The sequence below is a fragment of the Nocardioides terrae genome (assembly GCF_900112345.1).
GTDB lineage: Bacteria > Actinomycetota > Actinomycetes > Propionibacteriales > Nocardioidaceae > Nocardioides > Nocardioides terrae.
The window spans coordinates 175756-190789 of sequence record NZ_FOLB01000007.1 but is presented as its reverse complement, the minus strand read 5'-3'; the positions used below and the strand labels follow the sequence as shown (position 1 = coordinate 190789).

Annotated in this window: 14 protein-coding genes; 10 read left to right on the top strand and 4 right to left on the bottom strand. The window is 70.9% G+C overall.

All coding sequences use genetic code 11. The features are described 5' to 3' along the window. The first annotated feature begins 147 nt into the window (after positions 1-147). The 9 genes from BM236_RS11400 (at position 148) to BM236_RS11360 (ending at position 6842) form a co-directional block, all read left to right on the top strand. A complete protein-coding gene (locus BM236_RS11400; protein WP_425434198.1) occupies positions 148-1089 on the top strand; it encodes an ABC transporter ATP-binding protein in 942 nt (313 codons plus the stop codon). Then, the gene (locus tag BM236_RS11395) at positions 1089-1883 is read left to right on the top strand and encodes an ABC transporter permease (protein ID WP_091123725.1); all 795 of its coding nucleotides are present in this window, start codon (positions 1089-1091) and stop codon (positions 1881-1883) included. The genes BM236_RS11400 and BM236_RS11395 overlap by 1 nt, the downstream gene beginning before the upstream one ends. After that, the gene (locus BM236_RS11390; RefSeq protein WP_091123723.1) at positions 1883-2695 is read left to right on the top strand and encodes an ABC transporter permease; all 813 of its coding nucleotides are present in this window, start codon (positions 1883-1885) and stop codon (positions 2693-2695) included. Before BM236_RS11395 ends, BM236_RS11390 begins: the two co-directional genes overlap by 1 nt. Positions 2696-2720: 25 nt before the next feature. Then, a complete protein-coding gene (locus tag BM236_RS11385) occupies positions 2721-2915 on the top strand; it encodes a DUF3046 domain-containing protein (RefSeq protein WP_091123721.1) in 195 nt (64 codons plus the stop codon). A gap of 230 nt (positions 2916-3145) precedes the next feature. Continuing rightward, positions 3146-4204 carry a recombinase RecA gene (recA, locus tag BM236_RS11380; protein ID WP_091123846.1) on the top strand — a complete coding sequence of 353 codons (1059 nt, stop codon included), beginning with the start codon at positions 3146-3148 and terminating at the stop codon, positions 4202-4204. Beyond that, positions 4194-4814, top strand: a complete 621-nt coding sequence (locus tag BM236_RS11375; protein WP_091123720.1) for a regulatory protein RecX — start codon at positions 4194-4196, stop codon at positions 4812-4814. Before recA ends, BM236_RS11375 begins: the two co-directional genes overlap by 11 nt. Beyond that, positions 4811-5665: a polyphosphate kinase 2 family protein gene (locus BM236_RS11370; protein ID WP_091123717.1), complete on the top strand. Its 855-nt coding sequence runs from the start codon at positions 4811-4813 to the stop codon at positions 5663-5665. The genes BM236_RS11375 and BM236_RS11370 overlap by 4 nt, the downstream gene beginning before the upstream one ends. After that, entirely contained in the window at positions 5662-6423 is a 762-nt protein-coding gene (locus BM236_RS11365; RefSeq protein ID WP_091123715.1) for a HipA family kinase, read from the top strand. The genes BM236_RS11370 and BM236_RS11365 overlap by 4 nt, the downstream gene beginning before the upstream one ends. After that, positions 6420-6842 (top strand): DUF3037 domain-containing protein, encoded by a 423-nt coding sequence (locus BM236_RS11360; protein WP_175507652.1) that lies wholly within the window; start codon positions 6420-6422, stop codon positions 6840-6842. The genes BM236_RS11365 and BM236_RS11360 overlap by 4 nt, the downstream gene beginning before the upstream one ends. A gap of 195 nt (positions 6843-7037) precedes the next feature. Here the strand turns inward: BM236_RS11360 and BM236_RS11355 are convergent, their stop codons facing one another. The 3 genes from BM236_RS11355 to BM236_RS11345 all read right to left on the bottom strand — a co-directional run bounded on the left by BM236_RS11355 (position 7038) and on the right by BM236_RS11345 (position 10337). Beyond that, complete coding sequence (locus BM236_RS11355) at positions 7038-7781, bottom strand: sirohydrochlorin chelatase (RefSeq protein ID WP_091123712.1); 744 nt, start codon at positions 7779-7781, stop codon at positions 7038-7040. 91 nt (positions 7782-7872) lie between these two features. Beyond that, positions 7873-8616: a phosphoadenylyl-sulfate reductase gene (locus BM236_RS11350; RefSeq protein ID WP_091123711.1), complete on the bottom strand. Its 744-nt coding sequence runs from the start codon at positions 8614-8616 to the stop codon at positions 7873-7875. Beyond that, the gene (locus BM236_RS11345; RefSeq protein WP_091123708.1) at positions 8613-10337 is read right to left on the bottom strand and encodes a nitrite/sulfite reductase; all 1725 of its coding nucleotides are present in this window, start codon (positions 10335-10337) and stop codon (positions 8613-8615) included. The genes BM236_RS11350 and BM236_RS11345 overlap by 4 nt, the downstream gene beginning before the upstream one ends. Positions 10338-10686: 349 nt before the next feature. Here BM236_RS11345 and BM236_RS11340 point away from each other — a divergent pair, with 349 nt between their 5' ends. Continuing rightward, positions 10687-12129: a glycine hydroxymethyltransferase gene (locus tag BM236_RS11340; protein WP_091123706.1), complete on the top strand. Its 1443-nt coding sequence runs from the start codon at positions 10687-10689 to the stop codon at positions 12127-12129. A 56-nt stretch (positions 12130-12185) separates the two neighbouring features. Here BM236_RS11340 and BM236_RS11335 read toward each other — a convergent pair whose 3' ends face one another. Beyond that, positions 12186-14921: an aminotransferase class III-fold pyridoxal phosphate-dependent enzyme gene (locus BM236_RS11335; protein WP_091123704.1), complete on the bottom strand. Its 2736-nt coding sequence runs from the start codon at positions 14919-14921 to the stop codon at positions 12186-12188. Positions 14922-15034 lie beyond the last annotated feature (113 nt).

The window sequence follows — 15034 nt, the reverse complement described above, 5'->3', positions numbered from 1 at the left end:
AGGGCTGCCGAGTGTCCCGGCGCCCTGCCAATTCCGGGCCAGATGGATGGACCATTCGAGAGTGTCGCTTGACCTGTCGGAGGCGGGTCCTAGGGTCGGACAGTGTCCGAACTCCCGACCCCGGCTCCGACACCGATACCGGCACCGATGATCATGGCGCGCGGCCTGCGCAAGTCCTTCGTGCGGCGCGCCCGTCGGGGCGAGGCGAGCGAGTTCGAGGCCGTCCGCGGCATCGACGTCGACGTACGCCGGGGTGAGGCCTTCGGGTTCCTGGGCCCCAACGGCGCCGGCAAGTCGAGCACGATGCGGATGATCTGCTGCGTGTCGCCGGTGAGCGCCGGTGAGCTGCGCATCTTCGGGCTCGACCCGGCGACCCACGGACCCCAGATCCGGGCGCGCATCGGCGTGTGCCCCCAGGAGGACACGCTGGACACCGAGCTCAACGTCTGGGAGAACCTCTTCGTCTACGGCCGCTACTTCGGTCTGCCCCGCGACGTGGTCAAGGGCCGGATCGAGGAGCTCCTCGACTTCGTGCAGCTCTCCGACAAGGCGCGCGCGAAGGTCGAGGACCTGTCGGGCGGCATGAAGCGGCGTCTGACGATCGCCCGGAGCCTGATCAACCGGCCCGAGATCCTCATCCTCGACGAGCCGACCACCGGGCTCGACCCGCAGGCCCGGCACGTCATCTGGGACCGGCTGTTCCGGCTCAAGCAGCAGGGCGTCACGCTCGTGCTGACCACCCACTACATGGACGAGGCCGAGCAGCTGGCCGACCGGCTGGTGGTGATGGACAAGGGCGTCATCGTCGCCGAGGGCTCGCCGCGGGAGCTGATCGAGCAGTACTCCACGCGCGAGGTCGCCGAGATCCGCTTCGGCCCCGGTGAGAACGAGCCGACGGCGCCGAAGGTCGAGGACCTCGCCGACCGGGTCGAGGTGCTGCCCGACCGGCTGCTCCTCTACGCCGACGACGGCGAGCGCACGCTGCAGGACGTGCTCGCGCGCGGGCTGCGGCCGGAGACGACCCTCGTGCGCCGGGCCACGCTCGAGGACGTCTTCCTGCGGCTGACCGGTCGGACCCTGGTGGACTGATGGCGGCGCTCACCCCGTCCTACGCCCGCGCTCTGCGGCTGGCCGACTACTGGGCGACCGTCTACAAGCGCACCTGGAAGGGCGGCGTCATCACGTCGTTCGTGACGCCGTTCTTCTACGTCGTCGCGATGGGCGTCCTGCTCGGCGACTACGTCACGGCCGACCCGGCGCGGCTCGACGGCGCGTCGTCGTACCTCTCCTTCATCGCGCCCGGCATGGTCGCCGCGCAGGCGATGACGATCGCGTTCAGCGAGACGACGTACCCGGTCATGGGCATGGTGAAGTGGCAGCGGATCTACCACTCGATGATCGCCTCACCGCTGCGCGTCGGCGAGATCGTGCTCGCCCAGATCGGTTTCATCGTCCTCCGGGTGGCGTTCTCCTGTGCCGTCTTCCTCGCGGTCCTCGCCCCGTTCGGCGTCTTCGAGTCGGTCTGGGGGACGCTCGTCGCGCTGCCGGTGCAGATGCTCCTCGGGTTGGCCTTCGCCACTCCGGTCTTCGCGTTCGCCGCGGGCCTCGCCGACGAGTCGGCGTTCGCCCTGGTCTTCCGGCTCGGGATGATCCCGCTGACCCTGTTCTCGGGCACCTTCTTCCCGATCGACAACCTCGGGCCGGTGCTCGAGGCGGTCGCCCGGGTCACGCCGCTGTGGCAGGGCGTCCACCTGACCCGCATGCTCGTCCTCGGCGACGTGCAGTGGGGCTGGGCGGCCTTCCACGTCGCCTACCTCCTCGCGCTCGGCGCGGTCGGCTGGTTCCTGACCGTACGCCGGCTGACCCGCCGGCTGGTGACGTGATGGCACTCGTCAACGCCGCGCTCAACACCGCCGTCGCCCGACCGCTGCGCGCCGACGAGGCGGTCTCCCTGCTGCTCTACCGCAACCTGCTGGCCTACCGTCGGGCCTGGACCGTCTTCGCGACCGGCTTCCTCGAGCCCGTCTTCTACCTGTTCTCGATCGGGATCGGCGTCGGCCGGATCGTGCACGGCTTCGACTTCAACGGCGAGCCGATCGCCTACCGCGACTTCGTCGCCCCCGGCATGGTCGCGGCGTCGGCGATGAACGGCGCCCTCCTCGACGCGACCTTCAACTTCTTCTTCAAGCTCAAGTACAACAAGCTCTTCGACCAGATGCTCGCCACGCCGTTGTCGACCCTCGACGTCGCCCGCGGCGAGCTCGCCTGGTCGTTGCTGCGGGGCGGCGTCTACTCGACCGCGTTCGTGCTCGTGATGGTGGCGATGGGCCTGGTCGGCTCGTGGTGGGCCGTGCTGGTCGTGCCGGCCGCCCTGCTGATCGGGCTCGCCTTCGGAGCCGTCGGCATGGCGCTCACCACCTTCATGCGGTCGTGGCAGGACTTCGAGTACGTCACCCTCGGCATGCTGCCGATGTTCCTGTTCTCGGCCACCTTCTTCCCCGTCACCGCCTACCCGGAGTGGCTGCGGTGGTTGGTCGAGGTGACGCCCCTCTACCGCGGCGTCGTGCTCTGTCGCGAGCTCACCACCGGAGCGGTGTCGTGGGGGTCGCCGGTGTCGGTGCTCTACCTCGTCGCGCTGGGGGTGGCCGGCCTGCTCGTCGTCCGGCGACGCCTGGATAGGTTGTTGCTGACGTGAGCACCGAGTCGAGTGGGGGAGCGGCGTGAGGCACACGGAGTTCTGGGCGCGTATGGAGCACGCCCTCGGGCCGGGGTACTACCAGGTCTGGGCCGACCAGTTCGTGCTCGGCGAGCTCGGGGGACGGACCGTTCGACAGGCCTTGGACGCCGGGTTCACGCCCAAGGAGGTCTGGCGCGCCGTGCACCAGGCCCTGAGGCTGCCGGCCAGCGAGCGCTGACGCGACACGCCGCACGCACCAATAGGCGCATCGAACATCTGTTCGGGCTAGATTGTGTACACAGGCGGCGCTCCGGTCCACGCATTCCACAGGCCCGACAAGCCGTGATCGAAGGTTGTCGGCGGTCCCGTCTAGCGTCACGCACGACGACACGGACACCCAACCCAACGAAGGCATGAGGAACAGTGGCAAAGGCTCCCGGACCCAAGGTCCAGGCAGGAAGGAACATGATGGCTGGTGGAGGAGACCGCGAGAAGGCCCTGGACGCCGCACTCGCCAACATCGAGAAGCAGTTCGGCAAGGGCTCGGTCATGCGGCTGGGCGATGACTCCCGTGCCCCGCTGGAGGTGATCCCGACCGGGGCGATCGCGCTCGACGTCGCGCTCGGCATCGGTGGCCTCCCACGCGGCCGTGTCGTGGAGATCTACGGTCCGGAGTCCTCCGGTAAGACCACTGTCGCCCTGCACGCCGTGGCGAGCGCCCAGCGCGGTGGCGGCGTCGTGGCGTTCATCGACGCCGAGCACGCCCTCGACCCGGAGTACGCCAAGGCCCTCGGCGTCGACACCGACGCCCTGCTGGTCAGCCAGCCGGACTCCGGTGAGCAGGCCCTCGAGATCGCCGACATGCTGATCCGCTCGGGCGCGCTCGACCTCATCGTCATCGACTCCGTGGCCGCGCTCGTGCCCCGGGCCGAGATCGAGGGCGAGATGGGCGACAGCCACGTCGGCCTCCAGGCCCGCCTGATGAGCCAGGCGCTGCGCAAGATGACCGGTGCGCTCAACGGAGCGGGCACCACGGCCATCTTCATCAACCAGCTCCGCGAGAAGATCGGCGTCATGTTCGGCTCGCCCGAGACCACGACCGGTGGTCGGGCGCTGAAGTTCTACGCCTCGGTGCGTCTCGACGTGCGCCGGATCGAGACCCTCAAGGACGGCACCGACATGGTCGGCAACCGCACCCGGGTCAAGGTCGTCAAGAACAAGGTGGCCCCGCCGTTCAAGCAGGCCGAGTTCGACATCATGTACGGCAAGGGGATCAGTCGCGAGGGTGGCCTCATCGACGTCGGTGTCGAGGCCGGTCTCGTCCGCAAGGCCGGCGCCTGGTTCACCTACGAGGGCGACCAGCTCGGCCAGGGCAAGGAGAACGCCCGCACCTTCCTGCGGGACAACCCCGACCTGGCCAACGAGCTCGAGAAGAAGATCCTCGAGAAGCTCGGTGTCGGTCCCACCGTCGACGCCCCGGAGGGCACCGACCTGCCGGACGCTCCCATCGGCGTCGATGACTTCTGATCCGTGGCTCGGAGGTGACGTCCCCGAGTGGGTCGGGGACGTCACCCTCGGCGTCGACGCCTGGACGCGCCGCGAGACCGAGGTCGCGCCTCCTGAGGACGAGGTCACCCGCGGTCCCGAGGCCGAACCCGAGTCGGTGGCCCGCAAGATCCTGCTCGACCAGCTGACCGGTCAGGCGCGCAGCCGCAAGGAGCTCGCCGACCGGCTGGCCAAGCGCAACGTGCCCGAGGAGATCGCGACCCGGCTGCTCGACCGGTTCGAGGAGGTCGGCCTCGTCGACGACGAGGCCTTCGCGAAGCTCTGGGCGAGCAGCAGGCAGTCCTCGAAAGGGCTCGCGCGCCGAGCCCTCGCCCAGGAGCTGCGCCGCAAGGGCATCGCCGACGAGGTCGCCCGTGAGGCGCTGGACGAGCTCGACCCGGCCGACGAGGAGGCCGCCGCCCGGTCCTTGGTCCAGCGCAAGCTGCGCACCATGAGCAGGCTCGACGACACCACCAAGGCGCGGAGGCTGGTCGGGATGCTCGCCCGCAAGGGCTATCCGCCCGGTCTGGCCATGCGGATCGTGCGTGCCGAGCTGAGCGAGCTCGCCGACATGCCAGAATCCGAGGCGTGACCTTCCTCGACGAGCTGCGGCTCCCGTCCGGACCGGTCGACCTCTCGGCCTGGTCGACCAACGCGAAGCCCAACTTCAAGGGCGGCAAGTCGGGCGGCGAGAAGACCCTGGCCGGTCTGGGCCCGCGCCTGCTCGACCTGCAGACCCGGCTCTACGCCCAGCGCGACGTCGCCGACGCCCGTGGAGTCCTGCTGGTCCTGCAGGGGATGGACACCTCCGGCAAGGGGGGCGTGCTGAAGCACACCGTCGGGCTCGTCGACCCGGTCGGCGTCCGCATCACCTCGTTCAAGGCGCCGACGAAGCAGGAGCGGGCGCACGACTTCCTGTGGCGGATCGAGAAGGCGGTCCCGGCGCTGGGCTACGTCGGCGTGTTCGACAGGTCGCACTACGAGGACGTGCTCATCGCGCGGGTCCGGAGCCTGGCTCCAGCGGACGAGATCGAGCGGCGGTACGGCGCGATCAACGACTTCGAGCAGCAACTCGTCGACAAGGGCATCGTGATCCTGAAGTGCATGCTCCACATCTCGCCCGCGGAGCAGAAGGAGCGACTGCTGGCGCGTCTCGACGACCCGACGAAGCACTGGAAGTACAACCCGGGCGACGTCGACGAGCGCCAGCTGTGGGACGACTACACCCGTGCCTACGAGATCGCGCTGGAGCGCACGAACACCGACGTCGCCCCGTGGTACGTCGTGCCGAGCGACCGGAAGTGGTACCGCAACCTCGCGATCGGGCAGATCCTCCTGGAGACGTTCGAGTCGATGGACCTCGACTGGCCGAAGGCCGACTTCGACGTCGAGGCCGAGCGCCGGCGGCTCGCGGCCGACACAGTGGGGGAGAGCCACGCGTGACGCTGCCCAGGGTCCGGGTGACCCGCTACGTCACACCGCTGCGCGAGGGAGGCAGCCTCCCCGGCATCGTCGAGGGTGACGACCTCGGCACCTACGTCTGCAAGTTCCGGGGCGCGGGGCAGGGTCTTCGCGTCCTCGTCGCCGAGGTCATCGTGGCGGGTCTCGCGCGCGCACTCGACGTACCCACCCCCGACCAGGTGGAGCTCGACCTCGACCCGCAGATCGCCCGCTACGAGGCCGACGAGGAGGTCCAGGACCTGCTCAACGCCAGCAGCGGTTCCAACCTCGGCATCGACTTCCTGCCCGGATCCTTCGGCTATGACGCTTCCTACCAGCCCGACCCCGAGCTCGCCGGCCGCGTCCTCTGGCTCGACGCGCTCACCGCCAACGTCGACCGCAGCTGGCGCAACCCGAACCTCCTGGTGTGGGGCGGGACGATGCAGGCGATCGACCACGGCGCCTCGCTCTACTTCCACCACTCGTGGCCGGGCGGACCCGGCAGCCCGGAGCGGTTCGCCGCCCAGCCCTTCGACATCAGCGAGCACGTCCTGCGCGAGCACGCCGACCAGGCCGCCCTGCAGGACAAGGAGCTGGCGCGACGCCTCGACGACGATGTCCTGCGCGCCGTCACCGGCGACGTGCCCGACGGCTGGCTGGAGCCGGTGCACGGGGCGGACGACCCGGCGGCGGTCCGGGCTCGGTACGTCGCGTTCCTCAGGGCGCGCCTCGACGGCGGCAGGGGGTGGCTGCCGGCATGAGCGAGACGTTGTCGCCCTACCAATACACCGTCCTGCGGTGCGTCCCGCGCGTCGAGCGCGAGGAGTTCGTCAACGTGGGCGTGGTGCTCTACTGCCCCGACCACGAGTTCCTCGACGTCGGCTGGCACGTCGACGAGGCCCGGCTGCGAGCGCTCGCGCCGGATCTCGACCTGCCGTCGGTGAGAGCCGCACTCGCCGCCGTCGAGCTGGTCTGCGCCGGCGAGGCGCACGGCGCCTACGCCGAGGCGACCCGCGCCACGGCGTACGGCGTCCGCGTGCTCGCCGACACCCAGAGCTCGCGCTTCGGCTTCCTCAAGGCGCCCCGCAGCACCGTCCTGCAGCCCGGCCCGGTCCACGGTGGAGTCACCGCCGACCCCCGCGCCGAGCTCGACCGCCTCGTGGCGCGCCTCGTCTCCTGACGCGCCCGAGGAGTCAGTCCCTGCGCACCGAGGAGTCACCCTCTGCGCACCGAGGAGTCACCCCCTGCGTACCGAGGAGTCAACCCCTGCGCCCCGAGGAGTCAACCCCTGCGCACCGACCGGTCAATCGGATTGACCCCTCGATGATGAGGGATTGACTCCTCGACAGTGAGGGATTGACTCCTCGGCGGGCGGTCAGACGGGGACGAGCTCGACGGCGCCGACGGCGTAGCGGGCGAGGACCGTGCGGGCGATCTCCGGGTGGGCGCCGAGCGGCTCGGCGACGGCGATGGCACCGGCCTCGAGCGCGAGCTCGGCGGCACGGTCGGGCAGCCAGCCCGGGGCCAGGAAGAGCGACGCGACGGCGATGTGGCGGCGACCCTGGGCGCGGAAGGCCCGCACCGCCTCACCGGTGGTCGGCGGCGTCGCCGAGGCGTAGGCCGCGACGACGGGGAGCTTGTGGTGCGCACCCCAGAGGCGGGCCAGCCGGGCGATGGACGCGTTGGCGAGCGGGTCGCTGGAGCCGGCCGCGGCCAGGACCAGGGCGTCGAGCTCGCGTACCCGTGCCTTGCCGAGCGCTGCGCGCAGGCGCTCGTCGATGATCTCGAGGAAGCGCGCCTCGTGACCGAGGACCGCCGTCGCGCGGATCTTGACCGACGGGTGCCGTTCCGCTGCCTCGGCGACGACCGACGGGACGTCGACCTTGGCGTGGTAGGCCTCGGTCAGCAGCAGCGGGACGACGACGATCTCCTCGTGGCCCTCGCGGACGAGCTTCTTGACGACGTCGTGGAAGGACGGGGAGGCGAGCTCGAGGAACGCCTCGGCGACCCGGAGGTCGGGGCGCTGGGCGCGCACCTCCTCGACGAGAGCGGTGACGGTTGCGGCCGAGCGCGGGTCGCGCGATCCGTGCGCCAGGGCGATCAGAGCGGGAGCAGCCATGGTCGGGCGTGCCTTTCGTGCGATGGGCCGGGGTGTGGGCCCGAGGGAGAAGGGGGAGTCGCGTCCCGGAGGATGGCGGTGCGGGTGGCCATCACGTGTGGATCCCGCACTCGGTCTTGCCGGTGCCGGCCCAGCGCCCGCTGCGCGGGTCCTCGCCGGGGGCGACACGGCGTGTGCACGGAGCGCACCCGATGGATGGATAGCCGTCGTAGACGAGCGGGTTCACCAGGACGCCGTGGTCGGCGATGTAGCGCTCGACCTGCTCGTCGGACCATCGGGCGATCGGCGAGACCTTGACCTTGCCCTTCTTGGCGTCCCAGCCGATGACGGGGGCGATCACCCGGTTGTGGGTCTCCGCGCGGCGCAGCCCGGTCGCCCAGGCGTCGTACCCCTCCAGGCCCTGCTGGAGCGGCCGCACCTTGCGCAGCTGGCAGCACAGGTCGGGGTCGGTGCGGTAGAGGTCCTTGCCGTACGTCGCGTCCTGCTCGGCCACGGACTGCACCGGGGTGATGGTGATCAGGTTGACGTCGAGCGTCGCGGCGACGGCGTCGCGGGTGCCGATCGTCTCCACGAAGTGGTAGCCGGTGTCGAGGAAGACGACGTCGATCCCGGGCACCACCTTCGCCGCCAGGTCCGCGAGCACTGCGTCGCCCATCGACGACGTCACGCAGAAGCGCTCGCCGAACGTGGCAGCCGCCCATTCGATGATCGTCTCCGCCGGTGCCAGCTCGAGCTCGGCGCCCCAGTGCGACACGATCTCGCGCAGCTCCTCGGGGGTCCGCCCGTCGGTCTGCGCCCCGCGGTTGTTGCGCGCGAGCGTCGTGCTGGCGCTCATGCCAGCACCTCCTCGAGGACCTTGTCGCCGCGGACCAGGGCCTCGTCGGCCCGCAGCACCCAGGTCGTGAACGTCTCGCCGGTCTCGCGATCGGAGAGGTAGTTGGTCACCAGGGTGGAGACGTAGTCGTCGAGGTCGACGCTGGTCACCTTGTGCGCGCGCAGCTTGCGACCGAAGTTGGCCTGCACGCCGACCGCGCCGCCCAGGTGGACCTGGAAGCCCTCGACCTGGTTGCCGTCGCGGTCCACCACGAGCTGCCCCTTCAGGCCGATGTCGGCGAGCTGGGTGCGGGCGCAGGCGTTCGGGCAGCCGTTGACGTTCACGGTGATCGTCGCATCGAGCTGCGGGAAGCGGCGCTCGAGCTCGGCGATCAGGTCGGCCGAGCGCTGCTTGGTGTCGACGATGGCGAGCTTGCAGAACTCGATGCCCGTGCACGCCATGGTGTTGCGGCGCCAGTTGGAGGGCCGCGCCGAGAGCCCGATCCGGTCCAGGTCGGCGACGAGCGCGTCGACCCGGTCCGGCTCGACGCCGATGAGCACGATCTTCTGGTACGGCGTCAGGCGGATGCCCTCCACGCCGTGCTCGTCGAGCAGGTCGGCCAGCTGGACCAGCAGCGTGCCGGAGATGCGGCCGACGGTCGGGGCGACGCCGACGTAGCGGCGACCGTCCTTCTGCGGGTGTACGCCGATGTGGTCGCGGTAGCCCAGCGGGGACTGCGGCGACGGGTTGCGGAGCAGCGGCTGGCCGAGGTACTCGTTCTCGAGGACCTCGCGGAACTTCTCGGTGCCCCAGTCGGCGACGAGGAACTTCAGCCGTGCCTTCGAGCGCAGCCGGCGGTAGCCGTAGTCACGGAAGATGCCCGCGACGCCCTCCCACACGTCGGGCACCTGCTCGAGCGCGACCCAGACGCCCAGCTTGCCGGTGAAGTGCGGGTTGGTGGAGAGGCCGCCGCCCACCCAGACATCGAAGCCGGGCCCGTGCTCGGGGTGGACGGCGCCGACGAAGGCGACGTCCTGGATCTCGGGGGCGATGTCGTGGTCGGGGTGGCCGGTGACGCCGGTCTTGAACTTCCGCGGGAAGTTCGAGAAGCGCGGGTCGCCGATGTAGCGCCGCTTGATCTCCTCCAGCGCCCAGGTCCCGTCGATGATCTCGTCCGCCGCGACGCCGGCGACGGGGGAGCCGAGGAAGCCTCGGGGGCTGTCGCCGCACGCCTCCAGGGTGTTGAGCCCGACCGCGTCGAGCTCGTCCCAGATCTGCGGGACGTTCTCGATGTCGATCCAGTGGTACTGGATGTTCTCCCGGTCGGTGACGTCGGCGGTGTCGCGGGCGAAGCGCTGGCCGATGGTGCCCAGGACGCGGACGGCCTCCGGCGACAGGAGCGCGCCGTCACTGCGGACCCGCAGCATGAAGTAGCGGTCGTCGAGCTCCTCCTCGCCGAGCGCCGCGGTCTTGCCGCCGTCGATGCCCGGCTTGCGCTGGGTGTAGAGGCCCATCCAGCGGAAGCGGCCGCGCAGGTCGGCCGGGTCGATCGAGTCGAAGCCGCGCTTGGAGTAGATGTTGAGGATCCGGTCCCGCACGTTCAGCGGGTCGTCGTCCTTCTTGGACTGCTCGTTCTTGTTGAGCGGCTCGGTGAAGCCGAGCGCCCACTGGCCCTCGCCGCGCTTGGGGCGGGGGATCTCGGTCCGCTTGGCGAACTCGGGCTTGTAGCGCAGATCAGGCATGGGGAGGTCAGGGTCCTTCGCTGGGGGCGCCGCGCGAGGGCGGGCCGCAACCGTCGTGAGGGAGGAGGATCGGAGCGGTCAGCGAGGCCAACACATCATGCTGCGGGTGCGCCCGAAGTCCACGTGGCGACGAACCACGAGGTGCGCATGTGTTGCAGCAGTGACCATGTCAAGGAGTCTCAGTCCTCGGACCGCCGTCCCACAACTCGCGTTCTCATGGAGTGAGACGTCTGTCCAGGATACGGACGAGTAGTGACCGGGGCTAGCGTGCGCTGAGGCGCAGGTCACACAGTGTCCGACCGGTGACGATGATTGGTCGACCCCCCGCACCCTCACTAGGCTCAGCCCCATGGCCGACCTCACCGCCCTGACGAGCAGCGCTTACAACCAGGCTCTGGAGGTCATCGCCTCCGTCGAGCCCCGGATCGCCGAGGCGACTCGGCAGGAGCTCGCCGACCAGCGGGCCTCCCTCAAGCTCATCGCCTCCGAGAACTACGCGAGCCCGGCGGTGCTGCTCACGATGGGCAGCTGGTTCAGCGACAAGTACGCCGAGGGCACCGTCGGCCACCGGTTCTACGCCGGTTGCCAGAACGTCGACACCGTCGAGGCGCTGGCCGCCGAGCACGCGCGGGAGCTGTTCGGGGCCGAGTACGCCTACGTCCAGCCGCACTCCGGCATCGACGCCAACCTGACGGCCTACTGGGCGATCCTGGCCCACCGCGTCGAGGGCCCGTGGCTGCAGAACGCGGGCGTGAAGAACATGAACGAGCTCTCCGAGGCCGACTGGGAGAAGCTGCGCGGCGAGCTCGGCAACCAGCGGCTGCTCGGGATGAGCCTGGACGCGGGCGGCCACCTCACCCACGGCTTCCGCCCCAACATCTCGGGCAAGATGTTCCACCAGCAGCAGTACGGCACCGACCCGGAGACCGGTCTGCTCGACTACGACGCGCTGGCGGCCAAGGCCCGCGAGTTCAAGCCGCTCATCATCGTGGCCGGATACTCCGCCTACCCGCGCCGGGTGAACTTCGCCAAGATGCGCGAGATCGCCGACGAGGTCGGCGCCACCCTCATGGTCGACATGGCCCACTTCGCCGGCCTGGTGGCCGGCAAGGTGTTCACCGGTGATGAGGACCCGATCCCGCACGCCCACGTCGTCACCTCCACGAGCCACAAGTCGCTGCGCGGCCCGCGCGGCGGCTTCATCCTGGCCACCGAGGAGTACGCACCCTCGGTCGACCGCGGCTGCCCGATGGTCCTGGGCGGCCCGCTCTCCCACGTCATGGCCGCCAAGGCCGTCGCCTTCGCCGAGGCGCGCCGGCCCGACTTCCAGACCTACGCGCAGAACATCGCCGACAACGCCCAGGCGCTGGCCGAGGGCTTCCTCAAGCGTGGGATCAAGCTCGTCACCGGCGGAACCGACAACCACCTCGTGCTGCTCGACGTCTCCCCGCTCGGCATCACCGGTCGCCAGGCCGAGTCGGCGCTGCTCGACTCCGGCGTCGTCACCAACCGCAACTCGGTCCCGTCCGACCCGAACGGCGCCTGGTACACGTCCGGCGTCCGCCTCGGCACGCCGGCGCTGACCACGCGCGGTCTCGGCGGTGACGAGTTCGACCAGGTCGCGGAGCTCATCGTCAACGTCCTCAGGAAGACCTCGCCGGGCACCACCGCCGCTGGCGCGCCGTCCAAGGCGTCGTACGCCATCGAGGACGGGGTGGCGGAGCGGACCAAGGCCGCTGCCGCGGAGCTGATGGACCGGTTCCCGCTCTACCCGGGTCTCGACCTCAGCTGAACCGCGGCTGATTCCGCTTGGTGAGTGTCAGCGTGACCCCTGGGTCACGCTGACGCTCACAACAGCCGCGCGAGGACCCGGTCGAGCGCCGAGACCACGAAGCGCGCCGACTCGGCGGTGATCACGAGCGGTGGCTTGATCTTGAGCACGTTCTTGTGGTCGCCGGTCGGCTGCACGATGCAGCCCTCGTCGAGCAGCGCCTCGCAGACGCGCTCGGCGAGCTCGGTGGCGGGGGCGAAGGACGCGCGGTCGGTGACGAGCTCGACGCCGAGGTAGAGGCCCATCCCGTGCACGGCCCCGACCACGTCGTACGTCGACCCGAGCGCCTCCAGACCGGCCCTGAGCGAGTCGCCGACGGCCTTGGCGTTCTCCTGGAGGTGCTCGGCGGCCATCACGTCGAGCACCGCCAGGCCGATCGCGGAGCTGACCGGTGACCCGCCGGCCGAGGAGAAGAAGCTGCCCTCCGCGGCGAACGCCTCGGCGATCCTCCGGGTCGTGATGACCGCGCCGAGCGGCTGCCCGTTGCCCATCGCCTTGGCGACGGTGATGACGTCGGGGACCGCCCCCTGCTGCTCGAAGCCCCAGAAGTGGTGGCCGAGCCGGCCGTAGCCCATCTGCACCTCGTCGCTGATGCAGACGCCGCCGAGCGCGCGGACCCGGGAGAACACGCCTGCGAGGTAGCCGTCGGGCAGCAGGACGCCGCCGCCGTTGCCGAAGATCGGCTCGAGGATGACGCCGGCGAGCCGGCTCGTGTCGAGGCCGGCGAGCTGAGCGTCGAGGTCGGCGAGGTAGCCGCCGGCGGCCCGCGGGCCCCGGTGGGTGCCGCGGACGGCGTTGGGCGCGTCGATCAGCTCGACCCAGTCGGGCCGGGTCTCCAGCGCGCGCGGGTTGTCACCGAGACTCGTGGTGATCGCGTCGGAGGCCAAGGTCCAGCCGTGGTAGGCCTCGCGGGCGGCGAGGATGCGTGGCCGCCCGGTCGCGGTCATGGCGAGGCGCAGCGCCAGGTCGACCGCCTCGCTGCCGCTGTTGACGAGGAAGACCTGGTCCAGGCCGCCGGGGGCGAGACCGGCGAGCCGCTCGGCGAGCTCCACGGCGGCGGCGTAGTGGAACCGCGAGTTGGTGTTGAGCAGCGACCACTGCCGGGCCGCGGCGGCGGTCAGGGTCGGGTGGGCGTGGCCGGTCGTGGCGACGTTGTTGACGGCGTCGACGTAGACCTGGGCCCTGGTGTCGACGAGGTGCTCGCGCCAACCGCGCTCGATCTGCGGCGGGTCGGCGTAGTAGTGCTCCTGGACGGTCGCGAAGTGGGTGTCGCGCCGGGCCAGCAGCTGCTCGGGGCTCGGCTCCGGCGCCGCCACGTCGAGCCCGAGCAGGGCCGAGGGGTCGGGGCAGAGCCGGCGCCAGGTCGCCCCGGCGTGCGGCGTGACGAACATCGGCGGCCGGCCGGGCAGGGCGCTGACCTGGACGGTGACGACCGGAGCGACGGTCGTGCCGTCCTCGCCCACGCCGTCCAGGAAGACGCCGGCCGGTGGCGGCGCGAGCCGCGTGCCCAGGGGGAGCGCCACCTCGACGCCGAGCGCGAGCACCTGCGACGTGTTCCGGCGCGCGAGCGGCGTCGCCCGGGTCAGCCGGTGCTCGGCGTACCGCGTGACGGTGCCGGGCCGCAGCAGCCGCTGCTCGATGTCCGGCTCGAGCCACGCGCCGTCGTCGAGCAGGGGACTGGTCGTCGAGAGATCCAGCGGGGTGAGCTCAGCGTCGAGGATGCGAGCGAGTGGCGGAGGGGTGAGCGGCTGGCCGACGGCCCGGACCAGCCAGGCCACCTCGTCGGCGTCGAGGGCGGCGGCCCGCTCGAACGCGCGGACCTCCTCGGCGCGGCGGGCCTCGGTGTAGTCGTTGCCGCCGTCCAGCGCCACCTGCTCGGCGCTGCTGGCGACCAGGACACCCGTGCGCAGGACGACCAGCGGCCAGACCGCGGTCAGCTCGGTGTCGGTCAGGGTCACGTGCTCGCTGAACGCCTCGACGACGGCGAGCACCGCCGCGACGTCGTCGGCCGTCCTGCCGAGCACGCTGGTGACCGTGACGGCCAGCTCGGCGACGCGCCAGCTCGTCATCACGTCGCCGAAGTCGATGACGCCGATCGACCCGTCGGCGTCGAGGACGGTGTTGTCGTCGGTGAGATCGCCGTGGATCACCTGTACCGGCAGGTCCTCGGCCACGGCCTGGAGGCGCAGCGCCGCGCCGTCGGCGGCCGCGAGGAGCTCCGCGCGTACCGATCGGGGCAGGTGGGACCCGAGCGACCGGACAACGTCACTCGCGACCCTCAGGTCCCATTGGGTCCGCCGGCGCATTCCTGGGTGAGAGACGCCGCGGAACGCGGCGACCAGGACGCCCGCCGTGCGGCCCAGCAGCCGGCAGTGCTCGAAGCCGAACCCGTCCAGCTCGAGCAACGGGGTGCCGTCGACGTAGGTCAGGACCCGGACCAGCAAGCGCTGGCCCGCCACGTCGACCGTCTCGACGACCTGCCCGTCGAGCGTGGGTACGACGGTCGGGACCCGCAGCCCGGCCTCGGCCGCGGCGGCGAGCGCGGCGGCCTGGGCCTCCAGCTCGGCGGGCGCGGTCGCGGCGTTGGCGACCTTGAGCACGACCGCTCCCGTGGTCGCTCGGACCAGGAAGTTCCGGTCCTGCTGGCTGCCCAGCTCCGTCACCGGTCCGCGCAGCCCCCAGTGCCGCGCGGCGATCTCCGCCGCCTCGTCGAGGTCGAGCACCGGCCGCGCCAGGCCACCCAGGTCGGTCATGCGGCGATCTTGCACCACACCGACACGTGAGTCGTGCTCTTCCCGGTGAAAGGGCTGCGGTCCCGGTCGGCGCTGCTGTCCACGGGTCCCGAGGCTGCCGCACCTGTGGTCCG